This is a genomic window from Desulfospira joergensenii DSM 10085 (genome assembly GCF_000420085.1).
Taxonomy (GTDB): Bacteria; Desulfobacterota; Desulfobacteria; order Desulfobacterales; family Desulfobacteraceae; genus Desulfospira; species Desulfospira joergensenii.
Window position 1 is genome coordinate 68,414 of sequence record NZ_ATUG01000002.1, and the last position, 24,993, is coordinate 93,406.

General features: G+C 50.3%; 21 protein-coding genes. 8 read left to right on the forward strand and 13 right to left on the reverse strand.

What is annotated here, in order from left to right:
* Positions 1-87 precede the first annotated feature (87 nt).
* The 4 genes from gyrB to rdgC all read right to left on the reverse strand — a co-directional run bounded on the left by gyrB (position 88) and on the right by rdgC (position 5,090).
* Entirely contained in the window at positions 88-2,505 is a 2,418-nt protein-coding gene (gene gyrB, locus F608_RS0112605; protein WP_022666003.1) for a DNA topoisomerase (ATP-hydrolyzing) subunit B, read from the reverse strand.
* Positions 2,502-3,626, reverse strand: a complete 1,125-nt coding sequence (dnaN, locus tag F608_RS0112610) for a DNA polymerase III subunit beta (RefSeq protein ID WP_022666004.1) — start codon at positions 3,624-3,626, stop codon at positions 2,502-2,504. Before dnaN ends, gyrB begins: the two co-directional genes overlap by 4 nt.
* A 294-nt stretch (positions 3,627-3,920) precedes the next feature.
* Positions 3,921-4,472, reverse strand: a complete 552-nt coding sequence (locus F608_RS0112620; RefSeq protein ID WP_022666006.1) for a hypothetical protein — start codon at positions 4,470-4,472, stop codon at positions 3,921-3,923.
* Positions 4,473-4,475: 3 nt separating this feature from the next.
* Entirely contained in the window at positions 4,476-5,090 is a 615-nt protein-coding gene (gene rdgC / locus F608_RS0112625) for a recombination-associated protein RdgC (RefSeq protein WP_022666007.1), read from the reverse strand.
* Positions 5,091-5,388: 298 nt separating this feature from the next.
* Here rdgC and nifJ point away from each other — a divergent pair, with 298 nt between their 5' ends.
* The 4 genes from nifJ (at position 5,389) to F608_RS31730 (ending at position 12,658) form a co-directional block, all read left to right on the forward strand.
* Positions 5,389-8,907, forward strand: coding sequence for a pyruvate:ferredoxin (flavodoxin) oxidoreductase (gene nifJ / locus F608_RS0112630; RefSeq protein ID WP_022666008.1), 3,519 nt, complete (start codon positions 5,389-5,391; stop codon positions 8,905-8,907).
* 80 nt (positions 8,908-8,987) lie between these two features.
* Complete coding sequence (locus F608_RS0112635) at positions 8,988-9,464, forward strand: MaoC/PaaZ C-terminal domain-containing protein (protein ID WP_022666009.1); 477 nt, start codon at positions 8,988-8,990, stop codon at positions 9,462-9,464.
* Positions 9,465-9,546: 82 nt separating this feature from the next.
* Positions 9,547-10,158 (forward strand): helix-turn-helix domain-containing protein, encoded by a 612-nt coding sequence (locus F608_RS0112640; protein ID WP_022666010.1) that lies wholly within the window; start codon positions 9,547-9,549, stop codon positions 10,156-10,158.
* Positions 10,159-10,231: 73 nt separating this feature from the next.
* The gene (locus F608_RS31730) at positions 10,232-12,658 is read left to right on the forward strand and encodes a radical SAM protein (protein WP_022666011.1); all 2,427 of its coding nucleotides are present in this window, start codon (positions 10,232-10,234) and stop codon (positions 12,656-12,658) included.
* A gap of 90 nt (positions 12,659-12,748) precedes the next feature.
* On the opposite strand, the gene F608_RS0112650 is transcribed toward F608_RS31730, so the two are convergent.
* Positions 12,749-13,249, reverse strand: a complete 501-nt coding sequence (locus F608_RS0112650) for a rubrerythrin family protein (RefSeq protein ID WP_022666012.1) — start codon at positions 13,247-13,249, stop codon at positions 12,749-12,751.
* Between the two features lie 47 nt (positions 13,250-13,296).
* Positions 13,297-13,710, reverse strand: a complete 414-nt coding sequence (locus F608_RS0112655; protein WP_244154288.1) for a Fur family transcriptional regulator — start codon at positions 13,708-13,710, stop codon at positions 13,297-13,299.
* Between the two features lie 395 nt (positions 13,711-14,105).
* Between F608_RS0112655 and F608_RS0112660 the strand changes: the two genes are divergently transcribed.
* Positions 14,106-14,864 (forward strand): class I SAM-dependent methyltransferase, encoded by a 759-nt coding sequence (locus F608_RS0112660; protein WP_022666014.1) that lies wholly within the window; start codon positions 14,106-14,108, stop codon positions 14,862-14,864.
* 117 nt (positions 14,865-14,981) lie between these two features.
* On the opposite strand, the gene F608_RS0112665 is transcribed toward F608_RS0112660, so the two are convergent.
* From F608_RS0112665 to F608_RS0112685, 5 genes are read right to left on the reverse strand one after another with little or no spacing between them, the layout of a single operon-like run.
* Positions 14,982-15,509 carry a hypothetical protein gene (locus F608_RS0112665; protein WP_022666015.1) on the reverse strand — a complete coding sequence of 176 codons (528 nt, stop codon included), beginning with the start codon at positions 15,507-15,509 and terminating at the stop codon, positions 14,982-14,984.
* A 36-nt stretch (positions 15,510-15,545) separates the two neighbouring features.
* Positions 15,546-17,666: a TonB-dependent receptor plug domain-containing protein gene (locus F608_RS0112670; protein ID WP_022666016.1), complete on the reverse strand. Its 2,121-nt coding sequence runs from the start codon at positions 17,664-17,666 to the stop codon at positions 15,546-15,548.
* A gap of 54 nt (positions 17,667-17,720) precedes the next feature.
* Positions 17,721-18,062 carry an iron hydrogenase small subunit gene (locus F608_RS0112675; RefSeq protein ID WP_022666017.1) on the reverse strand — a complete coding sequence of 114 codons (342 nt, stop codon included), beginning with the start codon at positions 18,060-18,062 and terminating at the stop codon, positions 17,721-17,723.
* Positions 18,059-19,327 carry a [FeFe] hydrogenase, group A gene (locus F608_RS31735; RefSeq protein WP_022666018.1) on the reverse strand — a complete coding sequence of 423 codons (1,269 nt, stop codon included), beginning with the start codon at positions 19,325-19,327 and terminating at the stop codon, positions 18,059-18,061. Before F608_RS31735 ends, F608_RS0112675 begins: the two co-directional genes overlap by 4 nt.
* 48 nt (positions 19,328-19,375) lie before the next feature.
* Positions 19,376-20,167 carry a hypothetical protein gene (locus F608_RS0112685; RefSeq protein ID WP_022666019.1) on the reverse strand — a complete coding sequence of 264 codons (792 nt, stop codon included), beginning with the start codon at positions 20,165-20,167 and terminating at the stop codon, positions 19,376-19,378.
* Between the two features lie 784 nt (positions 20,168-20,951).
* On the opposite strand from F608_RS0112685, the gene F608_RS0112690 reads away from it, so the two are divergent.
* Entirely contained in the window at positions 20,952-21,377 is a 426-nt protein-coding gene (locus F608_RS0112690; protein ID WP_425248198.1) for a DUF3842 family protein, read from the forward strand.
* Positions 21,370-21,561: a CooT family nickel-binding protein gene (locus F608_RS0112695; RefSeq protein ID WP_022666021.1), complete on the forward strand. Its 192-nt coding sequence runs from the start codon at positions 21,370-21,372 to the stop codon at positions 21,559-21,561. The genes F608_RS0112690 and F608_RS0112695 overlap by 8 nt, the downstream gene beginning before the upstream one ends.
* A gap of 128 nt (positions 21,562-21,689) precedes the next feature.
* On the opposite strand, the gene F608_RS0112700 is transcribed toward F608_RS0112695, so the two are convergent.
* On the reverse strand, positions 21,690-23,210 hold the full coding sequence (locus F608_RS0112700; RefSeq protein WP_022666022.1) for a sigma-54 interaction domain-containing protein: 1,521 nt from the start codon (positions 23,208-23,210) through the stop codon (positions 21,690-21,692).
* Between the two features lie 163 nt (positions 23,211-23,373).
* Here F608_RS0112700 and F608_RS0112705 point away from each other — a divergent pair, with 163 nt between their 5' ends.
* A complete protein-coding gene (locus F608_RS0112705; RefSeq protein ID WP_022666023.1) occupies positions 23,374-24,582 on the forward strand; it encodes a GAF domain-containing protein in 1,209 nt (402 codons plus the stop codon).
* Between the two features lie 76 nt (positions 24,583-24,658).
* Here the strand turns inward: F608_RS0112705 and F608_RS0112710 are convergent, their stop codons facing one another.
* Positions 24,659-24,970, reverse strand: a complete 312-nt coding sequence (locus tag F608_RS0112710) for a hypothetical protein (RefSeq protein ID WP_027362706.1) — start codon at positions 24,968-24,970, stop codon at positions 24,659-24,661.
* Between the last annotated feature and the right edge of the window lie 23 nt (positions 24,971-24,993).

The following is a 24,993-nucleotide window of genomic DNA, read 5'->3' on the forward strand; positions in this document are numbered from 1 at the left end:
AGGAATAAAGGATTTGATTTAAAAAAAGGAATTTAAATTAAAGGATGAAGGTAAGATGATCTATTTTATCCTTCATCCTTTAATTTTTTAGTAGTCCAGGGAGGAAACCTCCAGGGCATGCTTCTGAATAAAATTTCGCCTGGGTTCCACCTCTTCGCCCATGAGAAGGGTAAAAATTTCGTCTGCTTTTTCACCATCCTCAATATTCACCTTCAGCATATTTCTCTTTTCCGGGTTCATGGTGGTCTCCCAGAGCTGGTCGGCGTTCATTTCCCCCAGACCTTTGTACCTCTGGATATTGATCCCCTTCTTGGCTTCCCCCATGATATATTCGTAAAGAAGGTCTATGGAAAGAAACTCATGTCTGATACCGGCCTCGGACTGTTTGGAAACGATATTAAAGGGAGGTGTGTCAAACTCTTCTATTTTTTCATAGTTTCGGATCATCCTCTGGTAATCGTTGGTGGCCAGGAGTTCCCGGCCTACCCGGACCAGAAAGTTTTTCCCGGTTTTATCGTAAATATCCATCTCAAAGATGTTGAGTTCCTGGTCATAATCAATTTCGCCAGGTGAATATTCCGCCTTTTCAAGTTCCTGGCACAGGGCAACGTAATTGCTTCTCTTTTCCACAAAGAACTTATCTTTTACCCCGTTTTTGATGAGGCAGAGCAGAAGGCCGGTATCAAAATCCCTTTTTTTCAGCTGGTTCACGGCGGAAAAATAGTCGGTCATATCCAAGAGAAGCTGATAAAAACCTTCTTCTTCCATGGGGGCGTCGCTGCCGTTCAGGAAGATATCCTTCTGGGAGGATATCCGCTTTACCAGATGGTCTGAATACTCTTCCTCGTTTTTCAGGTAAACCCCGTTTTTCCTGGATCCCACCCGGAAAAGGGGGGGCTGGGCAATGTAAAGGTATCCCCGGGAGATCAAATCCGGCATCTGACGGTAGAAAAAGGTCAAGAGCAGGGTTCGGATATGGGAACCGTCCACATCGGCATCGGTCATGATCACGACCTTGTGATAGCGGATTTTCTCCACATCGTACTCTTCCCTGCCGGCCCCGGTTCCCAGGACCGTGATGATATTCTTTATTTCATCGCTTCTCAGTATTTTGTCAAACCGGGCTTTTTCCACGTTCAGGATCTTACCCTTGAGGGGGAGAATGGCCTGGAACCGCCTGTCCCTGCCCTGCTTGGCGCTCCCGCCGGCAGAGTCACCCTCCACGAGGAAGAGTTCCCGCTCAGCCGGATCTGCATACTGGCATTCGGCCAGTTTGCCGGGCAGGGTGGAATCCAGAAGAGTCCCTTTTTTCCTGGCAAGCTCCCGGGCCCTTTTGGCGGCATCCCTGGCCCTTGCCGCATCCACGGCTTTGGCGATAATCTTCCTGGCAACGTTGGGGTTTTCTTCCAGAAACTGGCTCATCTTTTCGTTGAGCAGGGATTCCACGATTCCCTTGACTTCGTTGTTGCCCAACTTGGTTTTGGTCTGTCCTTCGAACTGGGGTTCCATGAGCTTGACGGAAATAACCACGGCCAGGCCTTCCCTCATGTCGTCCCCGGAGATCTTGATGTTCTGCATGTTTTTGGGAAGGTTGTTGGATCCCGAGGTCACATAGGAGTTCACGGTCCGGGTCAGGGCTCCTTTAAAGCCGGAAACATGGAATCCGCCTTCAATGGTCCGGATATTATTGGCAAAGGAGTAGAGTTTTTCCTTGAAGGTGTCGTTGTACTGGATGGCCACCTCGATCTGGACATCTTTCTTATCCCCCTGGATGTGGATGGGGTCGTGCAGAGCCGTGCAGGACCGGTTCAGATACTCCACAAAGGATACGATCCCGCCTTCGTAAAAGAAGTCATCCTTTTCCATGGAGCGTTCATCTTCGATGATGATCCGGACCCCCTTGTTCAGGAAGGCCAGTTCCCGCATCCGCCTGGACAGGGTTTCATAGATAAATTCATTTTTATTCATGATTTCAAAATCAGGAATAAATTTGATTTTCGTCCCTTTTTTCACCGTGTCCCCGGCAATAGTCAGGTCGGTAATCTTGTTCCCCTTTGAATAGGTCTGCTGATAGATCTTCCCGTTTTTATAGACTTCCATTTCAAGCTTCTGGGAAAGGGCGTTGACCACGGATATGCCCACGCCGTGAAGGCCGCCGGAGACCTTGTATGAGTCCTTGTTGAACTTGCCCCCGGCATGGAGTTTGGTCATGACCACTTCACAGGCCGGCTTATTTTCCTCCTCATGCATTTCAATGGGGATTCCCCGGCCGTTGTCTTCCACACTGACGCTCATGTCGGGATGGATGGTCACAAGGACCGTATCGCAATGACCGGCCATGGCCTCGTCAATGCTGTTGTCTACAACCTCGTAGACCAGGTGGTGAAGGCCTTCCAGGTCCACATTTCCGATGTACATGGAGGGTCTTTTCCGAACAGCCTCCAGGCCTTCCAGGACCTTGATGCTGCCGGCATTATAATCATTTGTTACGGTATTATCTTTCATGATATGTGCATCGCCATTATTACGCAGATAAGATTATCATCATCAAGGGCCTTGATGATGCAGGGGCTTTTCCCGTCCTTAATATGCAGGGTCACGGTGGGGTCCTGGAAAAGACCCAGGGCGTCCATAAAGTACTTTGGATTAAAGGCGCCTTTGATCTCCTCCCCGGAAAAACCAATCATGAGGCGTTCCTTTGACTCTCCGATTTCCGGGTTGGTGATGGTGACCACCAGTTCATTTTCTTTAAAATGGAGGATCACACTCTTATAATCTTCCGAGGTGAGGATGGATACCCGCCGCATCAGGGTGGAAAACATGTTCTTATCCATTTCAACGGGTTGTATTTCCTGGTAGTTTAAGACCGGCTTATACTCGGGGTACTCCCCGTCCAGGAGTTTGATCATGACGGTTTCGTTGGCCCGCTGGAAAATAAAATGATTATCCTTAATTCCCACCTTTATGGATTCTGAACTGTTTTCAATAAATTTTCCCAGTTCGGAGAACCCCTTTTTCGGAACAAGAATCCCCTTCTCAGGCAGATCAAGGCTTCCATGAAATTCTGCATCAAAGGCGTTAAGCCGTTTGGAATCCGTGGAAACCACCCTGAGTTTTTCTCTGCCTTCCTTATCTTCAATTTTTTCGATGAGGGAACCCAGAACATAGATTCTTTTTTCTTCACCGGAATAATTGACAATGGACGACACCTCGATCATCTTCTTGAGATCTTTGGCAGAAATTTCGATAAAAGGAATGTCTTCAATCAGGGGCGTTTCCGGAAAGTTTTCATAATCAGAAGAGACAATGTGAAACAGGCTGTCGTTTTTTCCGATTTCAACCCACCGGTTCTCCACCTCATTCACATGGATCTCATTGTCAGGATATTCCCGGATGATCTCAAAGAACTTTTTTGAGTTAATGGACAGGATGCCTTCGGTTTCCACCTGTGCCTCGTAGCTGCCCGAGAAAACGGTTTCCAGGTCATTGGCGGTAATAGAGATCTGGGAGCCCATGGCTTTGATAAGGATATCAGAAGTGATGGTTAGATTTGTTTTCCTCCCGGTTATTCCCTGAATCCTGGAAAGGACTTCAAGTATCTCTTTTCTGTCAAACGAAAACTTCATTTAGTTTCCCTTTATTAAGTTTGTATATCCTTGAAACTCTATATCAAATTGCTTTAATTATCAATCTATAAATCCCCTTGTTTATGGTTTAATATATATTTAAAAAATTTAATAATATTAGTAAGGGGTGTTGAAATGTTCAAATCTTTATAAGTCTTTTTTATAAAAGAAGATCTTTTTCTTTAACCGGTTTAAAATCCGGTTGATTTTCAGGATAAAACATCCTGGTTTTGTGCCGATATTTTTCCATGTTTAAAACCCGGGTTGTTTTGAACATGTTTTCATTCAAATCCATCAGGAAAGAATCCAGGTCCTAATCTCTTGAAGTTCCTTGTTTTTCCACTCTTCCGAGATTCTTTTCTCAATAAATTTTAAAAACAGGGTGTCAATAACCTGGGTAAGCTTTGATAATAAAAAGGCTTTTTCAAGAACCATCCCCTCTATCTCGTCTTCTGATCCGGATTTTGCCGTTGCAGGCGGTTTCAGCCCGGTCAGGCCGAAGCTTTCTCCCTTGATGGTAAATTTATAGGCATCCTGGTCCTCCTGGCCCTGGTTCTGGCCCAGGCGGCAGATGAGATTGATCTGGGTCACCACAGCCCCCTTTCTCAGGGCAGTGGTCCCCTCCTCCAGTCCGGCCTGATCCCCCTTGATGGTGATCCTTTCCTTTGACTTGTCTCCCAGGGAGTTTTCAAGAACAATGGAATTTCCGATCTCAAAGGATACCTCCTCCTTGGATGCCATAATTTCGGAGATGTTTTTTTCCGTTTCAATGAGATACCAGATCCAGGTCAGGAACTCATTTCCAAGGAACTTATACTTATTGTACGCAGTTGCAATATCAAGCATGGTTTACCTCTTGAATTTTAAGGGGGAAAGGGTGAGTATTCTATCTTTTTCCTGGGCAGTGAATGAAGATTTTTTTTCCACCAGGGTATAGGGGAAAATCCGGACGGGCTTCAGGTTAAAGGATTTTAAGAATATGGTTTCAAAAAATTCATTCACGGCCTTCTGGGTGGTAAACAGCATCAGGCTCTCCTCTTCATAGTTCCAGAGTACGTCATAGACGTTTGGAACTGAAGGGATCTTATGCATGAGAAGATCGATTACCATCTCCTTGATTTCCGACTTTTCATTTTTTGAAATAAAATCTCTTCCTGATTTTTCCTTTTTTTTCTCAATTTCAATGGCCATATGCTTTTGAACCAGTTTGGCCGGAACCGATTTTTTATCTATCCTGAGGGAAAAGAGGAAAAATGTGCCGAAGATAAAAGAGAACTTCTCAAAGTCGGGGTTGTAGGGGCTTTCAAAGGGAACCCAGCCTGCGGAGATCTCTTCGTACTCGCTCTCTATTTTTGGGATTGCATTCTTGATCAACCCGTTTCTGATGTTGTCCATGACCTGATTTTCAAATTTTCCGTCAATGTGGTAGCGGCTCATGGAATGGGAAGCCGATAAAAAACCCATGGGATCTCCTAAATAAGTATTTATAATTATTATAAATAATAACAATATTATCAATCCGGTCAGTATATCATAATTTTAAATAAAAAAACAGAAACCTTACCAAAGGCAAGAAGAGAATCAGGGATTATAAATTGAAGGATGTAATCATCTTATACTGAATTTTATTTATTTTATTAGTTAAATTTAAATAAAAAATATTGTTTGGGGCCTATCTTTACAATTTGGCCCATTTATTATATTGAGAGAGCGTTATATTGGGATTTAATTGTTCTCATTAATATACAGCGAGGTGAAAAGGATGAAGAAAAGAATGCAGACCATTGACGGAAATACTGCTGCAACCCACGTGGCCTACGCCATGAGCGATGTAGCAACCATATATCCGATTACCCCTTCAAGCCCCCTTGGAGAAATTGCCGATTCATGGGCAGCCAAGGGAAGGAAAAATATATTCGGTCAGGTATTGGAAATCAAACAGATGCAGTCCGAGGCCGGAGCCGCAGGAGCGGTTCACGGATCCCTTTCTGCAGGTGCCCTCACCACGACCTTTACCGCATCCCAGGGGCTTCTGCTGAAGATTCCCAATATGTACAAGATTTCCGGTGAACTTCTCCCTTCGGTTTTTCATGTGACCGCCCGTGCCATATCCGCCCATGCCCTGTCTATTTTCGGGGATCACCAGGATGTAATGGCCGCCCGCCAGACCGGGTTTGCCATGCTCTCATCCTGTTCCGTACAGGAAGCCCAGGACCTGGCCCTGGTGGCTCATCTGGCCACTGTCGACGCCCGGGTTCCCTTTCTTCATTTCTATGACGGGTTCAGAACCTCCCATGAGATCCAGAAGATCGAGATGATTGAATATGAAGACATGGCCAAGCTTTTCAACTACAAAGCCTATCAGGAGTTCAAGGAAAGGGCTGTGAACCCGGAACATCCGGATACAAGAGGAACGGCCCAGAACCCGGATATTTATTTCCAGGGCAGGGAAGCGGCCAATGAGTATTACCTCAAGGTTCCGGCCATTGTTAAAAACTATATGAAAAAGGTCGGCGAACTGACCGGCCGTGAATACAATCCCTTTGATTATGTGGGCGACCCCGAGGCCGACCGGGTGATCGTTGCCATGGGCTCGGCATGCGAGGCCATTGAAGAGTCCATCAAACAGCTCAACTCCCAGGGCGAACGACTGGGCCTGGTAAAGGTCCGTCTGTACAGACCCTTTGACGTACAGGAATTTTTAAATACAATACCTTCCAGCGTGGAAACCATTTCGGTTCTGGACAGAACCAAGGAACCCGGCGCCATTGGGGAACCCCTTTACACGGACGTGTGCACCGCCTTCATGGAGTACGGTGAAGGGCCGAAAATCGTTGGCGGACGGTACGGACTCTCCTCCAAGGAGTTCAATCCCTCCATGGTCAAAGCCGTGTTCGACGACATGAAGTCCATGAGCCCGAAAAATCACTTCACCGTGGGGATCGAGGACGATGTCACCCATACTTCCCTCAAAGTGATCAAGGGATTTGATCCGGCTCCGGAAGGCACCATTTCGGCAAAGTTCTGGGGTCTGGGCTCCGACGGAACCGTGGGCGCCAATCAGTCGGCCATCAAGATCATCGGAGACAATACAGATAAATATGCCCAGGGCTATTTTGCCTATGATTCCAAAAAATCGGGGGGCCTGACCGTATCCCATCTCAGGTTCGGGGACGTGCCCATCCAGTCCACCTATCTGATTGAATCCCCGGATTTCGTGGCCTGCCACAAGTCCAATTACATGGAGATCTACGATGTCCTCAAGGGCATCAAGGAGGGTGGCACCTTTCTGCTCAACTCCGAGTGGTCTGTAAAAGAGATGGAGACCTTTATTCCCGGAGATGTAAGAAAGACCATCTACGATAAAAAACTCAAGTTCTATAATATAGATGCCGTAAAAATTGCCTCTGAAGTCGGTCTGGGCAACCGGATCAACATGATCATGCAGACCTGCTTTTTCAATTTGGCCAATGTCCTGCCCGTGAAGGAGGCCATCACTCTTCTCAAGGAAGACATCAAATTCAAGTTCGGCAAAAAAGGGGACAAGATCGTCAACATGAACATCGAGGCCGTTGACAAGACCCTGGACAACCTGATCAAGATCAAAGTACCCAAATCCTGGAAAACAGGGATCAGGGAAGAAATGGAAATGGAAAAGGCAACGGATTTTGTGGAAAATGTCATGCGCAAGATCAATGCCCAGGGCGGGGACGACCTTCCCGTATCCGTATTCACCCCGGACGGGGTGTTTGAACAGGGGACGGCCCGGTATGAAAAGCGCGGTGTGGCCATCAACGTGCCTGAATGGATCCCTGAAAACTGCATCCAGTGCAACCAGTGTTCCTTTGTCTGTCCCCATGCCGCCATTATTCCCATTATGGCAACAAAAGAAGAGCTGGCCGGAGCCCCCAAGACCTTTACCTCGGTAGAGGCCAAGGGCAAAGGCATGGACGGCCTGAAATTCAGGATGCAGGTCAATCCCCTGGACTGCCAGGGATGCGGCAACTGTGCAGATATCTGCCCGGCCAAGACATGCGCCCTGGAGATGAAACCCCTCTCCTCCCAGGTGGATGTTCAAAAGGTCAACCATAAGTTCTCTTTGAAAATTCCCTTTAAAACCGATCTCATGAAAAGGGATACCCTCAAGGGCAGCCAGTTTTTTCAGCCCCTGCTTGAGTTCTCGGGTGCCTGTGCCGGCTGCGGTGAAACCCCCTATGCCAAACTGATCACCCAGCTCTTCGGCGAGAGAATGACCATTGCCAATGCCACGGGCTGCTCCTCCATCTGGGGCGGTTCTGCACCTTCCACCCCTTACTGCGCAAATGCGGACGGCCATGGACCGGCCTGGGCATCTTCCCTGTTTGAAGATGCGGCAGAGTACGGATACGGTATGATGCTGGCCACAAAGGCCCGGAGAAACAAGCTGGCCGATAAGATATCCCAGGCCCTTAAAACCGATCTGACAGATGAGGTCAAAGAGGCCCTTGAAGGTTGGCTGGCCGGAAAGGATAGTGCCGAGGAATCCGCAAAGTACAGCCTGGCCATGAAACTGGCCCTCAAGGATGAGAAAGAAGGACTGCTCAAAGAGATCTATGACGAAAAAGACGTCTTTGTAAAAAAATCCCACTGGATCTTCGGCGGGGACGGCTGGGCCTATGATATCGGATTCGGCGGCGTGGATCATGTCCTGGCCTCCGGGGACGACGTCAATATACTGGTCATGGACACGGAAGTTTATTCCAACACCGGGGGGCAGTCTTCCAAGGCAACCCCGACAGGGGCCATTGCCAAATATGCGGCCTCGGGAAAAAAGGTCGGTAAAAAAGACCTGGGCCGGATGATGATGAGCTACGGCCATGTCTATGTGGCATCGGTTTCCATGGGTGCCAACAAGAACCAGACCCTAAAGGCCATTGCCGAGGCGGAAGCCTACCCCGGACCCTCCCTGATCATCGCCTATGCCCCCTGCATCAACCAGGGCATCAAAAAGGGTATGGGGAAATCCCAGGAAGAGGGTAAACTGGCCGTTGAATCCGGTTACTGGCCCCTGTACCGGTACAATCCCCAGATGGTAGAGGAGGGGAAGAACCCCTTTACCCTGGACTCCAAGGCTCCGGACGGAAGCCTCCAGGATTTTCTGGGGGGCGAGGTCAGATTTGCCGCCCTTGAAAAGAGCTTTCCCGATGAGTCCAAACGTCTGAGAGCCAAAATAGAAGAGGAAGTCAACAACAAGTATGATATGTTCAAAATGATGGCAGAGTCCGGCAAGGAAGAAAAATAATCGGATATCTTCTGTATCAGATTGACTAATGTAAAAGGGGCTGGTTTTTCCAGCCCCTTTTTGTTTAAAAGGACGGCAAAATGACCCATTCTTTCCGGAAAAAAGCGGTCCAGGGCCTGAAACCCGGGGATTGTTTTGTGTATACCCGGCAATTTTCCAAGGAAGAGTCCTGGGCCTTCGGGGATCTGACCCGGGATTACAACCCGGTTCACTATGATTCCCGGTGGACCGGGGCCAAAGGTTTCAAGGGCCTGATCTGCCACGGGCTTCTGGTGGGCGGGATGATCTGTGAATTCGGCGGACAGGTGGGGTGGCTGGCCACGGGCATGGAGTTCAAGTTTATCCGGCCGGTCTATTTTAACGACAGGATCGAGTGCAGGGTCACCCTCACCCGGATAGAGGAAAACGGCAGGGCCGAAGCTGAAGCCGAGTTTTTCAACCAGGAGGGTATAAGGGTATGCCTGGCGCGGCTGACCGGCCGTCTTCCCCTGGAAGATGAAAAACAGATTCTTTCCCGGATGATGGAAGAGGGGGATCCGACCAACAAGCTCAGTTAAAAAATTTTGCATTGATCGGAAAGTTCCACCATGCTAAACTTTTTTTAATAATTCTAAAAAAACTCCATGGAGCAAGGATAGGATGCCGCCCCGGATAGAAACCAGAGTCAAAGAAGAGGTTGCCGCCCTGAACCTGGGCAATAAAATCAGAAACTTAAGAAAGCACCGGGCCCTGACCCTTCAGGAGGTCTCCAACCTTACCGGACTTTCCAAACCCCTTCTTTCCCAGATTGAAAACAATATTGCCGCCCCGCCCATTGCCACCCTGATCAAGATTTCCACGGCCCTTGGGGTGAAAATTTCCCATTTTTTCCAGGACCATGAAATGGATGATAGGATCGTGGTGGTGAAAAAAGAGGAGCGGTACAGCGTGAAAAGACTCTTCCATCATAAGGACGAGACCCGGATCGGATATCGGTGGGAGTCCCTTGCCTATCCCATGGTGGGCAAGCAGATGGAACCCTTTGTGGTGGAGATCGAGCCCCGGGATGAACAGGATCTGCTGTTCAACGATCATAACGGGGAAGAGTTCCACTTTGTCCTGGACGGGGTTGTGGAGTTCAGGAGCGCCGAACAGACCCACTGCCTGAAAAAAGGGGACAGTATCTATTTTGACTCCAGTATTCCCCATGCCCTCCGCGGTATCGGCGGTGCGGCAAAATCTTTGATCGTTATCTTCTCCCCCCGGGTATAAAATCCCCCCAAAATTAAACCCTATTTTATGGAGCCAAGCTCTTCTGCCTGAACAGAAGAAAGAAAGGATATGTATGAAACCGGGGCAGATTGAGTTTGCCGGCAGAATCATAGAAACAGCGATACTGGAAACGAGGGCCATCTTTTTTTTTAAAACCCATGGAAGCCTGAACCTGCTCGGTCCCGAAATATGGAATCATATCCGTTCAAGCGCTCCGGAACAAAAATTTGGTGCCTTCCGGGCCGCCTGCGGATATAAAGAGGATCCGGCCGGTTTTTTCATCCGGATATCCGGTCTGATACAAAAAAGACATCCCGTTGTCATCCATACAATTAAAGTGCCGGTTGTTTTTTTGACCGCTCTGCTGGAGGTGGTTTATCCTGAAGACCGGTCCATATCCGTTAGATCCATGGATCAGATGGACTCCCTTCTGCCGTGGGGTCCAGGCAGGGAAGACAAAGAAAAAATGGAAAAGATCCTGGATCTCTACCCGGTAAGACTCTCCGATCATGTGATCCGCCAGTCCATGGTCTCAAGGGCTGTGTCCGATCAATACCTTCCCTTTGAAGGGGAACTGGATCCCTGGGGTCTTGCCTCCACCTTTGAAGGCCATTTCAGAAAGGGAATCATGGAGCAGATGTACCGGAACCGGGTGATCTTTCTTCTGGGCATGGAATGCCCGGTCTATTGCCGGTTCTGTTTCAGGAAACATAAAGACCTGCGACGGGAAAAATCCCCGGACAGAAAGGATATCCTCTCGGCCCTGTCCCAAGTGAGAAAAAACAAGGATATCCGGGAGATCCTCATCACCGGGGGAGAGCCTTTTCTTTACCCGGGCAGCCTGGAAGCGGCCCTGGACGGGTTGACGGAAATGGATCATATCCAGGTCATCCGCATTGCCACAAGATCTATTTCCTATTTTCCAAAGCTTTTTTTGAAAAATAAGGGGCGGTTGATCCAATATCTCCAGGAAAAGCATTTGATTGTCAGGGAGAAGGGAAAGCAGCTGGAAATCGGAGTTCATTTTATCCATCCCGATGAGATTTCCATCCAGAGCCTTTCCATCATCACCCGGCTGACCCGGGCCGGGATCCGGGTCTATCTCCAGACCCCGTTTCTAAAGGGGGTGAACAATGAGGGCCCTGTCCTGGCCACCCTGTTCTCCAGGCTCCGCAATGCCGGTGTAAAGATCTACTATATATTTACCCCCTGCCATCCCATCCAGGGAACAAAAAAATTTGAGACCTCCATTTCCGATGCGATTGAGGCATTTCAATACTTACGGGCCCATCTGTCCGACCGGGCCATGCCCAAATTATGCACGGCCACCTCTTTGGGAAAGATCGAATGGGAGACCAGCGGATGGGCCGTGGAGCCGGACTCCGAATTTATCTGGATCCGCACCCCCTATACCCTGGAGTATTTTAAGGGATTTACCCCGGACCAGGACTCTCTTCCCCATGTCCGGGAAAACCGGGAAGGAACACTGGATGTGAGAATGCTGGCCCGGGCCGGGGATCTGGATCTGTTCAGGGGAAAAAGGGGCCTGGCCTCCCTTGCGAAAACCCCGGCCAGAGAAACGGTAGAGCCTTATCCTGAAATACCCGGACCGGATATTTTTGATAGGATTCATGACCCAGGACTGAGCGGGGCTATCCGCCCCGATACATCCATGATCCGGACCCATAAAACCCGGGTGGAAATAGATCTGTCCGGAGATGCCCATGGCTTGGAATATATCCGGTCCCATCCGGAGATCACGGATGTGGTGATCCGGGGAATGGATCTTCAAGACCCGGACCCGGTACTGGACCGGGCAGACAAGCTCGCACAGGGTTTGAAAGAAATAGACTCTATCACCTGTATCCGGATCTGCTGTGCCGGGTTTGCCCGGCATCCGGAAGCCCTGACCCGGAACATTTTGGACCGGATATCCCAATGGGGCCGGTTCAGTCTGGCAGATCCCGTGGGAATTGAAATTGAAACCTGGTTTGTCCGGCCGGAAGAGATTGGAGGGGCCCACGCAGAGGCAGTCCGGGAAATCAGATCCTTGGGCTTGGAGATCTATGCCAACCTTCCCCTGATCTCCGGGGTAAACAACACCCCTTCCATCATGGTTGAAACGGCCCACAACCTTCGGCGGGCCGGCATCGAATTCCACCATCTCTATGCGGCAGGCCTTGATATCCAGAACCGATTTAACCGGACTGATCCCATAGAAACGGAAACCATCATCAATATCGCATCCAAAATCAGGAAGGAATGCTCGGGAAGAGAGATCCCCCTTTATATGATTCAGACCCCCCTGGGAGAGGTGGATTTCGGCCTCTGCTCAAGTTTAATTGAAAAAGAGGGCAGGATCTATGTGGGCCTGGAGCCCTATGATCTTGGGTATTTCAGGGCTACGGCACCCGGTTTAGAATTTTCCGATAATGTGATTGAGGCACCTGACGGGAAATTATATGTGGGAATTCAGGGGCTGGCCCTTTCTTCCGGGTAAAAGGAGAGGCATGGCTATTTTTTAGGTTGGATTCTGTGGATAGATAAAAGAACCGCAGCGGCCCTTGAAAGACCGCAGCGGTTTCTCTGGTTAGCTCACTTCAAAAAACTTGTCTCCGGGAACATTGCAGACCGGGCAGGTATCCGGGGCCTCTCCCTCTACGGTGTTGCCGCAGACCGGACAGACATAGATGGAGGTTCCTTCCAGGTCCTTTCCGCCTTTCACGGCCTCAAGGGCTTTGGAGTAAAGATCATGGTGAACCCCTTCAACCTCCAGGGCGTTCTTAAAGGATGTTTCGGCCTGTTTGTGGCCTTCTTCCTTGGCCTGGGCCAGAAAGGGAGGGTACATTTTATTGAACTCATACCCTTCACCCTCAATGGCCTCTTCCAGGTTTTCCAGGGTGGTCTTGATCCCGCCCATGGCCTTGAGATGGGCGTGGGCATGAATGGTTTCGGCTTCCGCAGCTGCACGGAAAAGCTTGGCCACCTGGGGAAGATTGTCCTGATCCGCTTTCTTGGCAAATGCAAGGTATTTTCTGTTGGCCTGGCTCTCGCCGGCAAATGCTGCCTGAAGGTTGTCTGTGGTTGTCATCTTGATAAAATCTCCTTTGTGTTATGGGTTTTTGGTTTTTTGCATTGTTATGAATCGGAGCAGTCTTTGCAGACGCCCTTTACCGTGACCTGGAAATCATCGGCCCTTCCCATATCCTTGATCTGATCGGGGAGGTTAAGTTCATCCAGTTCCCGGCTGTGAAAATCATATGTGGATCCGCATCGGCTGCAGACAAAATGATGGTGGGGATGGATATTGCCGTCAAACCTTGTCCGCTCCCGGGATACGCCCACGGTGGTGATCAGCCCCAGATCCTTGAGCAGCCACAGGGTCCGGTATACCGTGTCCTGGGACAGGGTGGGCATTCTCTCATGAACCCCCCGGAACACGGATTCCGCATCCGGATGGGCTTTGCTTCCGGCCACCTCCTTAAAGATCTCCATACGCTGGTGGGTCAGTTTAATCCCTGCGTTTTTGCAGACCTCATTAAAGCGGGTCATTTTTTGTTCCATATTTATATTATATGTTTCCATAGGTTGATTCCTAAATAAGAATTAAATCTTAAATAGGAATAAACCATAAAATAATCCAGGCGTCAATACTTATTATTAATTCCTTTTAAATAGATCTTACAAATCGTGGATTTTGTTACCCTGTCAAGAGAATAGTATTCTGCTTGACTATCCCATGATGATTTAATATAGAAAGGAAAATTTGCCAGAAGGCAGATGTTTCAGTCAGATTCTCAAGACCTGCCAAAGCAGCCGGAATTCAGCCTGCCTGCGGCACCCATAAAAAAAATAACCATGAAGGTTCAGGCCGTTAGTGCATGTCGAACCTTTGTGGTTTTTTTTTGGCATGCCGCACAATACGATCGAGACAGGAGGAAAAATCAATGGCAGTCTGCGGCAGGGACAGACTTAAAAACAGAATTGAAAGATACTGGAACTGGAGAAGTGCAAGTTACGAACTGGATCTGGCCAAATCCATCGAGACGGTAAAAAACTGGGAATCCACCATTAAGGGTCTGGTGTCCCATGTTCGGGGAAAAGGTCTTCGGGCCCTTGATGTGGGAACAGGTCCTGGACAATTGGCATTTTACCTTGCCCGGGAAGGGTTTGAGGTTACGGGAATTGATATTTCCCCGGGCATGATCCAGCGTGCCGGCCTGAAAGCCAGAGAATTGGGGCTTGGTGTGGACTTCAAGACCGGGGATGCGGAAAAACTCCCCTATGAAGACAACACCTTTGACGTGGTCGTCACCCGGAACCTTGTGTGGACTCTTCCCAATCCCGAGGTGGCCGTTAAGGAATGGCGCAGGGTTTTAAAACCAGGGGGCCGGATCATTATCTCCGACGGTTATTGGCGCAATACCACCTGGTCCAGAATTCACCATCTGTTGTTAAAAACAATAAAAGGGTTTCTCAAGACCCGCAGTCTTATCCCATGCCGGTTCTTTTCCCATTATGCCTCCCTGATCCATACCCTTCCCCTGTATGAGGGCGTGACCCTGAAGGACGCCGGCCGTCTGATGAAAAAGGCCGGATTCCAGCAGGTTCTTTCCTGTGACATCCGAAAGCATTTCGGGGTTAATCCCTATGGAGAAAGCAGGTATTCACCGCCCCCGTTTTTTATTGTCTACGGGAACAAATAAGAGCCTTTATTTTAAATTTTTTTAATCGGATTGCCTAAGAAAAAGCAAAAATGGAAAAAATAGATATGTGGCTATGTGAGTTGTGATTTCCCGGGTCTTTTCTGAAATTTCAGGTACTCAGTTTTCATACCAATATTTTTTAAATTCCTTGGACGCGTTCCGGGCGGGACAGGGTGCCTGGGAAAGACGCATGTGCCAAATCTCCCGGTGGATCCGCCAGACAGCCCTGGTCACCGCCCCCTGCACAAGGTTAGAAATCCCGTAGGTTTCGGTGTGAAGGGGGTTGATCCAGATAAACACCAGGCGGCCGGGAAACCCTTCGGCCAGTTTCGTCTGGGCCAGGGCCAGGGCTACTCCCCGGATCTCAGGAAAGCATTTGGCCATCCACTCCAGATTCCGGTCAAAGACAGCTTGATCCCAGATATGGAGGGTGCCCGGCCTCCCGGAAAGATCGAGAGCCCCGGTGATAACGGCCAGGTCCACACCCAGAAGATAACCTGCGGCAAACCGGGTGTCGCAGCCCAGGTAGGCAAAATCGACATCCTTACCGGAAACGGTTTCAGCCATCTTTTCCAGGACAGCGCATCCGGCGCCCATATCCCCTTTCAATACATCTCCCAACCCCATGATCATGATTTTTTTCATTGCTTCCTCCAGACAGGTTCGGTATCGGTACCGGGGCTAGAATTGAACCTTATAATGGCAGAACAGGCTGATGCCGGCTTCCTTCAGTTCCAAACCCCGGGATGTGGCCAGGAAATTGCTGTAATCCTCGTTCAAGAGGTTGGCTACACCGAAACTCAGTTCATGATCCAGGGTTAGGGCCCGGAATCGGCAGCCGGCGCTGAGATCCAGGGTCTGCCAGCTTTCGGACCCGGTTTGACCGGAAGGCACCCGGTCCTGGGCTGCGGCCCACTCATGGGTCAGCTCGCCCCACCATCCCTTTGCCGCCTTTCCGGATTGTTCCTCCCACACCAGAGAGACCCGGGTATTCAGGGGAGATATATAGGGCAGGGCTTCACCCGTGGTTTGGTTGTCCCCCCGGGTCCATGCCAGGCTGGTCCGGGCCCTGAGCCCGGAAATGATACGCCATTCCCCGGAAAGCTCGCTGCCGTATATCCTGGCCCGGTCTATATTCTCCATTTCAATCCGGGTTGCGCTGACCTGATGTTCCGTGATCATGTCCCGGAGGCGGTTGCAATAGAGTGCGCCTGTAATCCTCAAGTTCCGGGAAATGTAATGGACACCGGTCTCGAAAAAAAGGGACTGTTCCGGTTCCAGGTCCGGGTTGCCGTAAAGGCTGACTCCGCTTCCCAGGCTCACGTACTTGAACCGGTCCATGAGATCCGGAGGACGGAAACTGGTTGCGGCAACGCCTGTGGCAGACCATCGGGGGCCCACCTGCCAGGTCAGGCCGATCTGGCCCTGGAAACTGGCGTCCTCTTCAATTTCGCCCTCCCGGACCCGGGTGATGCGTATCGCCGGGGACGGGGGAGAGATCCAATTGTAAAGATCGTCGCTCTTGACCCGTGTGGCATCCAGGCGTCCGCCCAGATTCAGTTCCAGGCGATCGGAAACAGGCCAGGTATCCTCGACAAAGATTCCTCCCACGGCTTGGGCAACCTTGCCCAGGCTGGAGTCGATTCCCGTAAGGCCGCTTTTGAGGGTTTTGATCCGTTCCGTGTCATCGATCTTCCACTGCCAGACTTCAAAACCCACAACAGGGGCGTGATCCCCTAAGGATAGATGGTTGGTCCAATTCAGGCCCAGGGTGGCATGGTCTGCCCCGGGTTCTGCCGATACCAGGGCCGCTGAGGAGGGGAAGGCGTCCAGCCGGACCTTCCGTTCCACCTCCTGGAAGAAAAGCCTGAGCCGGGATCGGGTCAGGACGCTGCCTTCCGGTGTCAGGGTCTGGGTGACGGATCCCAGGATGCGTCGGGTAAGGGGATATGTGGCGTCGGGGCCTTCGCTCAAAGCCAGCCCCTTTCCCGGGATACCGATATTCCGTCCCTCCATGACCTGAATGTTGATTTCGGTCTCGTTTTCAGCGTTCCATTGGCAGCCGGTACCGAACCGTCCGTAGACATCCCTGTACTGGCTGTTGTGAAGGAGGGTTTCCCCTGCGCTTTTCCGTTCGGCATAATCCCGGTACCCTCCGGAGCCCAAGAACCAGGCATCGGGGCTTTCGTACAGCTCCGTTCCGTAGACCCCGTATCCCTCCGGGTTGGACATGGCCTGTGCCCTTATCTCTCCCCTTGTCCGGGCAGTTCCGGTATATTCCCCTTTCCGGGTGATTACATTGACCACCCCGCCCATGGCCCCCCATCCGTAAAGGGCGGAGATGGGTCCCTTGAGCACCTCGATACGGCCAATGTCCTCGGGATTGAGCAGGCCGAACCGGGCGTTGATGTCCGTGGCCGTATTGATTCTGCAGCCGTCGATGAGGAAAAGGACGCTGTTCCGGCTCAGCCCTCTGATGTTGATGTCCGAGCCCCAGGGAGAGTCTGTGGTTTTTTCCACCCCTGGAATGAAACGGGTGATGTCTGTCAGGCTTACCGGACGGGTCCGGTCAATCTCATCCATGGTCACCACACCCACACTGCCCGGAGTCTGGGAGGCGAAACCGGGTGTTCCCCGGGCCGTAACCACCACAGGGTCAAGATCCGTGGCTGAGGTTTCGGTCGATTCCGGAGTCAGGCCCATGGCCTGGGGGAGATAAAGGGCGAGAACAAAAGTGATCACGCTGAAAAGGATCCGGAAGCATGTGGGGACAGTGCGGAGTGAAAAGAGGACCGGCGTCATGTTGAAATTTTCCTATTGACCGCCGGCCCTGACAGGACCGGCGGTTTTTCCGGGTTACAGGCTCAGTTGAAAGCCCTTTTCTTTTAATGCTTTTATCCGTTCGCTTCGGTCCACATAATGGGTATGAAGCAAATGGTGGGACATGTGGCCGCCGGGCCCGTCATGCAGAAATCCGTGTTTGGGGTCATAGAGCTTTTGAACCATGGGATTGTCCTGGGACTTCCGGATCTTGTATATTTTGGTATCTGCCTGGTACACCGATTTTTGACGGGTACCCACAAAATCGATTTCAGCAGCCCCGGCCATGGGGATCAGGGGTGCACCGATGGCCGCGTATCCTGCTGCTAGGCTGACAGTTTTAATGAAGCCGCGTCTTGAGACATGTATCTTTTTCATATAATCTCTCCCTTCTGAATAGCGGATCCGGTCCGCCGGGTCATGGCAAGTCTGATCTTGCGGGCAAGTGAAGCCGTCCGCACTTCCGGGTCCACGGGCTGACCACCGCCGTTGACGCATCCGCCCGGACAGGTCATGATCTCGATAAAGTGATAGTCCGCCATTTTGGCCCGGACCTCATCACAGAGTTTGGCGGCATTTGTCAGGCCGCTGGCCACTGCCACTTTAACCGTCCCAAAATTGGGCACATCGATTTCGGCCGTATTGATGCCCTCACGGGTACGGACCAGCTTGATGGCCGGGTCCTTCAGGGTTTTGCCGGATAATTTTTCATAGGCCAGCCGCAAGGCCGCCTCCATGACTCCGCCGCTGTTGCCGAAGATGGTGGCTGCACCCGTGGACTGACCCAGGATGGGATCCGGCTTCCGGTCCGGCAGGGTTTCAAAATTGATACCGGCCCGTTTGATCATATAGGCCAGTTCCCGGGTGTCGATGGTGGCGTCGATGTCCCTGAACCCGGAGTCGGCCATTTCCTGGCGGAGGCCCTCGTACTTTTTGGCGATACAAGGCATGATGGATACCGTGTAGATTTTTTCCGGCCGGCAGTGGGTTTCATGGGCACCATAGGTCTTGGCCAGGGGGCCGAGCATGGCGATGGGGGACTTGCAGGTGGAGACATGGGGCAGGAGATCCGGATAGAAAGACTCCACAAATTTAATCCAGCCGGGACAGCAGGACGTGAACTGGGGAAGGGGTTTTTCCTTGTCAGGCTTTGCAATCCTTTCGATCAGTTCTGTTCCTTCCTCCATGATGGTGACGTCTGCGGTGAACTCGTTGTCCCAGACATAGTCGAATCCAAGTGCCTTAAGAGCAGCATGCATCTTGCCGCCGGCATAGGTTCCCACCGGGCGGAGGAAACATTCGGCCAAACCATAGCGCACTGAAGGTGCTGGCATGGATACCACTATGGTATCCGGGTCTTTGAGCTTTTCAAAGATTTCATTCACATAGCTGACGCCTTCGTAAATGGCGCCGTAGGGACAGTTGATAAGGCATTGGCCGCAGTTCATACAGGCAGCCGGATTCAGTACCTGTCGGATGCCTTCATCGTTGATCGGCTGAATGGCCCCGGTGGCACAGTGGTTCTCACACTCCCCGCATGCCTGGCATTTGGTGGCATCTACCTGGACAAAAAAGATAGTATCCGGATCCGAGCCTAGAGGGGGCGCATTTTTTACGTACATGACATTTTCCATTTCCTGCATAAGCGTTTACTCCTTTTGTTAAAGGTTGTTGAGGTTTTCAACTGCGCGTCAGGCAGCTATTTTTTTGGCAAGAGGTCGAAAAACCCTATCCATGGTGCTGTAAAGCTGTCTGGATTCATCCTCGGAACCCGTGAATCCGGACCAGCACTCCCAGACCTGATCTTTTGACTGAAACCCTCCCCAATCGTGCATTTTGAACAGATCCGTTTCTCCGTGGTCAAAAATATGGAGAAACAGGGCCAAGAGACGGATTACCCGAGCCTCGTCAGATTCCCCTCCCAATTCCCGGTAGGTTTGAATGAGGTGATCCCTGACCGCTGGATAGAGATAAGTCCTGAAATCCTGAAGAGTTCGGGGCAGGCCGGCCATAATCCAGTCATGGTTTTTATGAACCAGTTCGCTGCGCAACCGGGACTTGTGATCCACAATGGAAGCCTGAATTTTTCGTTCAAGATCCTCTGTAGAGGAATTGCTTTCCTGGGGAAGATAGCTCTCGCGCCACTCGTTCAGGTTCTTTAGGGTTTTTCTGCAGGTCTCTTTATCGGGAAAAGCCTTTTCCAACCCACCTGTGACTGGCTCAAGGGCACGGTCAAGGTCCAGGAATCGCTCCTCAACGGCAAATCCCCAGGTCCGGCCGGATTTTTTATCCGTAGTTCGGGTTTCCACAAGCCAGGCGCATTGAAGTTTAACCCGGCCGCATGGATTTCCCAGAACTCTGAAGCCAAAATGTTTCGTGACAAAGGGCCGGGTTTTGAACAGCCCCCGGGAATGGAGATCAAAAATGCAGGGGACCCGGTACTTGGGCTGGTAGATGATAAAAAAATCGTTTGGAATTTTCATGGGCATCCTTTCCCCATGCGCCGGCCCCGGCTTTAAGACTCTTTAACCGGTATTTTTGTCCGGTCGGGAGTCAGAGGGACCAAACGCGACAAAGGGGTATGGCAGGCAGAAAATAAGGGGCTGCGTCAAAGGAAAGCCACCCATGATTGACACCTTCAGATGATGGTGTTAAAGAAAAGGATAGGCTCTCCGTTCTGCCCATGAGGGTGCGACACGGGGCTTGCCCGGGGAAGGCGGCACGGGATATTTGAGCGGACAGTTGTGCTGCCTTCCCTGTTTCTTATTTCATACCTGTAAAGTTAATATTTTACAGCATCCTCCTTTTCGGAAAATAAAAAAGCCAAGAGATCCTGCTTCACATCAGGCCTTCTTGGCTTATATACATATAACTTATGAAAAAATCGCAAATATAATGGTGCAATTTCAATCACACCAGCTTGAGTGTTGTTCTTACTTCAATGATTCTGTCATTGTCAAGCCTTAACTGATGTCTTCTTTTTTTATAAAGATTGTGGCGGATACTTCTGGCCGGAGTTCGGGCTACCCAATCATTTTTTTAAAACAGCACGGCATACAAGATACCCACATCGGCGAGGCTAAAAGCTAAAGACGGGTTTCCCCATGGGCTCGATCTTTGGATTGACATGCAACTCCGGATCTGGCATAAAATTAACTCATCAGATACCAAGAAGGTATTCTTTTCTAATTCGATAGCGGAATCAAAAACGGCCAAGAAGGTTGGTGGAAGTGTAACCTTTATGGCTTTTTTTATGGGAAAGGTGTTATGCCGATGGTATCTGTTTGTGTTATTGATGGTCAGGGCGGCGGAATTGGCGCAACGCTTATTAAGTATGTAAAGACAATCTTCGGTGAGTCTCTGGAAGTGATTGCCCTGGGCACCAATGCCATTGCAACTGCCCAGATGATTAAAGCCGGTGCCAATCGGGGTGCCAGTGGTGAAAGCGCGATCTGTTATACGGCGCCCAGGGTTGATTTCATCCTTGGGCCCATAGCCGTGACCTGGGCCAACGCCATGCTTGGCGAGGTGACGCCCAAGATCGCAGAGGCAGTAATTTCCAGCCCGGCTGTTAAGATCCTTCTCCCCTTTTCCAAGGAGCGGGTCAAAATAGTCGGTATCGTTAAAGAACCGCTGCCTCATTTGGGACAGGAAGCGTTGGAAAAATTAAAGGAGATGATACCCCATGTGTGAAGCAAATGCGTATATAGTTCAGGACAATGAAGAACAACTGCTGCTCGAGTCTGTCGATATTGTGGAGCCTGAAGGGCCGGATTCCTGGCGCATCGTGGATATATTTGGTGATCAGAAAATCATCAAGGCCCGTATTAAAGGGATGAATCTGGTCGACCATAAAATCTTGTTTGAAAGGGAATGAAGATTAACCGATCTCCCGTAAAAGAGTGCTGCGGACTTTGATCGGAGACATGATATTCATCAAATATCCTTGATGTTCCCCATTTATTGAAAGAATTTATCTCTTGTACTAAGAATCCAGGATTCTGCCTAGCGGTAATCTTTATAGTTGATGTTGTACCGGGCCGCCTTGTAGGAGAATTTTCTCACCGTGATGTTGATGAGTTTGGCCGCCTTTTTGATGTTTCCCCGGGTGTTTTTCAGGGAGTCCATGAGGATCTCTTTTTCCAGGTTGCCCACGGCCTCTTCCAGGGAGAGGGGCAGGGTCTTGGACTTGGTGCCGGTCTGGAGGGTGGCGGGCAGGTGATAGGAGTGGACGGCCCCTTCATTGCAGAGGATCACGGCCCGTTCAATGCAGTTTTCCAGCTCCCGGACATTTCCGGGCCAGTGGTACTCCATCATCATGTCAATGGCCGGGGTGGTGATCCGCTTGATCTCTTTTCCATGCTCTTTTCTGTATTTTTCCAGGAAATGGTCGGCCAGAAGGATGATGTCGGTTTTGCGCATGCGCAGGGAGGGAATGTAGATGGGAAAGACATTGAGCCTGAAGTAGAGGTCGTCCCTGAACTTTCCCTGCTGGACCATCTCCTCCAGGTTGGCGTTGGTGGCTGCCACGATCCTGACATCGGTTTTGATGGGTTTATAGGAACCCACCCGCTCAAATTCCTTTTCCTGGAGCACCCTTAAAAGCTTGACCTGGGCGGAAAGATCCATGTTTCCGATCTCATCCAGGAAAATGGTGCCCGTGTCGGCCATCTCAAACTTCCCTTTTTTCTGGTGGGAGGCCCCGGTAAAGGCGCCTTTCTCATGGCCGAACAACTCGCTTTCAATGAGGTTTTCCGGGATGGCCGCGCAGTTGATCTTGATAAAGGGCTTGTGATGCCGGGCCGAGTTGTAGTGGATGGAGTTGGCCACCAGCTCTTTTCCCGTTCCGCTTTCCCCCCGGATCAGGACCGTGGCCGAAGAGGACGAGACCTGGGAGATCATCTGGAGGACCTCCCGCATCTTGTTTGAATTTCCGATGATATTGGTAAAGCTGTACCGGTTTTCAAGCTCGGACTTGAGCCTTAGGTTTTCGGTCTTAAGCTGTTCCTTTTCCACCCGGATCGTCTCGATGTTGATCACATGGTGGGCCACCATGGCCGCCACCACGGACAAGAGTTTTTCTCCCTGTTTTAAGGGCTGTTTTCCTTCAAAGGGGCGGTCCGCACTAATGGCGCCCACCACCCGGTTTTCCTTTTTGATGGGAACGCAGATAAAGGAGTATTCCTGGCCTTCGGTAATTTTTCTGGAATGGGTCTTGTCAAGAAAAAGGGGTTCCTTGCTGATCCTGGGAACCACGGCCGGTTTTCCCGATTCAATGACCTGGCCGATGACCCCTTCCCCGGGCAGGTATTTGATCTGTTTGGTGGTTTCCTCTGAAATACCGTGGGCAATCTCGATCCGGATCTCCCCGGTTTCCGAGTTGGTCAGGAAGATGATCCCCCTGACCAGGCTCAGGGATTCGGACAATACGCTCAAGACCTTGAACAGGGATTTTTTCATGTCCATGTGCTGGTTCAGGGCTTCACTGATTTCATATAAAAGGGAGAGTTCTTCAATGGATTTCATAAACGGTCTTCCGTGGGCTGTTTAGCGGCAACCTCTATATTGTTATTTATTGCTACTCATTTAATAAAACACTTGTTATACTATTTGTCTATACCCTGTTCATGCATTATGGCATAAAAACAGAGTATTCAACAAGGAATAATGATTTAGGGGAAAGTAAAATATGAAAGATGAGCCCTGGAAACCCCTGCCAGAAAGGGATCACTATGAGAGCCTGGGGATTCTTTTGGAAATATCCGAGGCCCTGGTCAGCACCCGCAACCTGGATGAATTGTACAGGGCCATTCACGCTTCTCTGGGAAAAATTTTTCCGGTGAATAATTTTTGTATTTCCCTTTTCAATGAAGACCGGGACACCCTCACCTTTGCCTACCGCGTGGACGAAAAAGAAAAATGTCCGCCCGACATTCCCCATTTAAGCCGGACCGCTTCACTTACCGGAGAGGTGATCCAATCCTGTCAGCCCATAATCTTTTATGAAAAAGACATCATTGAATTTGCCCGGCAGCGGAAGAGTGAGGTCATCGGCCAGGTCAGCAAGGTCTGGCTGGGCGCGCCTCTGATCATCAGGGACCGGGTGATCGGGGCCATGGTGATTCAGGACTACCACTCTGCCGATACCTATCAGCCCAGGGATCTGGAGCTTCTGGATTCGGTTTCCCGGTATGTGGCCCTGGCCATTGAGAGAAAAGAATCTGAAGAGAAGATCAATCGCCAGAGCCTGGTGCTGGAAAAGATTCTGGAGTCGTCCCCCGTGGGGATTGCCCTGGTCGAGGACCGGGTATTTAAATGGGTAAACCAGGAAATGGTCAGGATGTTCCGGTATGAATCCAAACAGGATTTTCAGGACAAAAGCTCCAGGATGATCTACAAAAACCTTGAAGATTATGAACTGGCCGGGGATATCATCCATAAAGAGTTGACCAGCCACGGGATTTCAGACTATGAGATTGAAGTGGTCAGAAAAGACAAGACCACATTCCCGGCCAATATCCGCCTCAACAGCTCGGACACCAAGGATCCCATGAACTGGACCATTGCCATTGTCACGGATATTTCCCAGAGAAGGGCCAGTGAAAAGGAGACGGCTGAAAAAGAGAGGCTCCAGGGGGTTCTTGAAATGGCAGGAGCGGTCTGCCATGAGATCAACCAGCCCCTTCAGGCCATTATCGGTTTTTCAGATCTGCTTTTATTGGGAACAGAGGATGAGGAAACCGTGGACAGGGGCTTAAACGCCATAAAAAGCCAGGCCGACCGGCTGGGAAGAATTACCCAAAAGCTTTCCAATATCACCCGGTATAAGACGGTGGAGTATCCGGGCAATAAAACCATTGTAGACATATGGAATGCCGGAAGTGAAAGCAATAATTAAACCCCAACGCGGCATAAAAATTTAAGAAAAAGATGAAAACCTTTCTGATTTTTGCAAGGTTGGGGCAAAGAAAAGATCATGCAGGAGGGGCTTCGGATTCCGGGTCATCCTCGGGCTCGGGTTCTGGTTTGGCTTTGACGGCCAGGGCATCCAGATGGCTTTCAACATGGGCCCTCAGGTTCCGGTCAGGGTCGAGTTGTTCCGAATAATAGTTGAGAACCCACCAGAGGCGGTTGAGTTTTTCCTTGTCTTCCTTCCACCAGGAGATAGATTCGATAATAGAGTCCGGCGTTTCCAGTTCAGAGTTGATTTCAATATAAAAATCGTAACACATCTTGCGGGTTACGGGTTTCAAATTTAGAATCTTAACAGTACTGCGACTGATCACACCTGCCTCCTAAAAAAATTAAA

Excerpts from the sequence above, each read along its gene's own strand:
- F608_RS0112705 (WP_022666023.1), top strand. The coding sequence starts at position 23,374 with ATGAAAGATGAGCCCTGGAAACCCCTGCCAGAAAGGGATCACTATGAG.
- F608_RS31735 (WP_022666018.1), bottom strand. The coding sequence starts at position 19,327 with ATGCAGGAAATGGAAAATGTCATGTACGTAAAAAATGCGCCCCCTCTA.
- F608_RS0112620 (WP_022666006.1), bottom strand. The coding sequence starts at position 4,472 with ATGCTTGATATTGCAACTGCGTACAATAAGTATAAGTTCCTTGGAAAT.
- dnaN (WP_022666004.1), bottom strand. The coding sequence starts at position 3,626 with ATGAAGTTTTCGTTTGACAGAAAAGAGATACTTGAAGTCCTTTCCAGG.
- F608_RS0112700 (WP_022666022.1), bottom strand. The coding sequence starts at position 23,210 with ATGAAATCCATTGAAGAACTCTCCCTTTTATATGAAATCAGTGAAGCC.
- gyrB (WP_022666003.1), bottom strand. The coding sequence starts at position 2,505 with ATGAAAGATAATACCGTAACAAATGATTATAATGCCGGCAGCATCAAG.
- F608_RS0112665 (WP_022666015.1), bottom strand. The coding sequence starts at position 15,509 with ATGAAAAAAATCATGATCATGGGGTTGGGAGATGTATTGAAAGGGGAT.
- F608_RS0112655 (WP_244154288.1), bottom strand. The coding sequence starts at position 13,710 with ATGACCCGCTTTAATGAGGTCTGCAAAAACGCAGGGATTAAACTGACC.
- F608_RS31730 (WP_022666011.1), top strand. The coding sequence starts at position 10,232 with ATGAAACCGGGGCAGATTGAGTTTGCCGGCAGAATCATAGAAACAGCG.
- F608_RS0112635 (WP_022666009.1), top strand. The coding sequence starts at position 8,988 with ATGACCCATTCTTTCCGGAAAAAAGCGGTCCAGGGCCTGAAACCCGGG.
- F608_RS0112650 (WP_022666012.1), bottom strand. The coding sequence starts at position 13,249 with ATGACAACCACAGACAACCTTCAGGCAGCATTTGCCGGCGAGAGCCAG.
- F608_RS0112675 (WP_022666017.1), bottom strand. The coding sequence starts at position 18,062 with ATGAAAAAGATACATGTCTCAAGACGCGGCTTCATTAAAACTGTCAGC.
- F608_RS0112660 (WP_022666014.1), top strand. The coding sequence starts at position 14,106 with ATGGCAGTCTGCGGCAGGGACAGACTTAAAAACAGAATTGAAAGATAC.
- F608_RS0112690 (WP_425248198.1), top strand. The coding sequence starts at position 20,952 with ATGCCGATGGTATCTGTTTGTGTTATTGATGGTCAGGGCGGCGGAATT.
- rdgC (WP_022666007.1), bottom strand. The coding sequence starts at position 5,090 with ATGGGTTTTTTATCGGCTTCCCATTCCATGAGCCGCTACCACATTGAC.
- nifJ (WP_022666008.1), top strand. The coding sequence starts at position 5,389 with ATGAAGAAAAGAATGCAGACCATTGACGGAAATACTGCTGCAACCCAC.
- F608_RS0112670 (WP_022666016.1), bottom strand. The coding sequence starts at position 17,666 with ATGACGCCGGTCCTCTTTTCACTCCGCACTGTCCCCACATGCTTCCGG.
- F608_RS0112640 (WP_022666010.1), top strand. The coding sequence starts at position 9,547 with ATGCCGCCCCGGATAGAAACCAGAGTCAAAGAAGAGGTTGCCGCCCTG.
- F608_RS0112685 (WP_022666019.1), bottom strand. The coding sequence starts at position 20,167 with ATGAAAATTCCAAACGATTTTTTTATCATCTACCAGCCCAAGTACCGG.
- F608_RS0112695 (WP_022666021.1), top strand. The coding sequence starts at position 21,370 with ATGTGTGAAGCAAATGCGTATATAGTTCAGGACAATGAAGAACAACTG.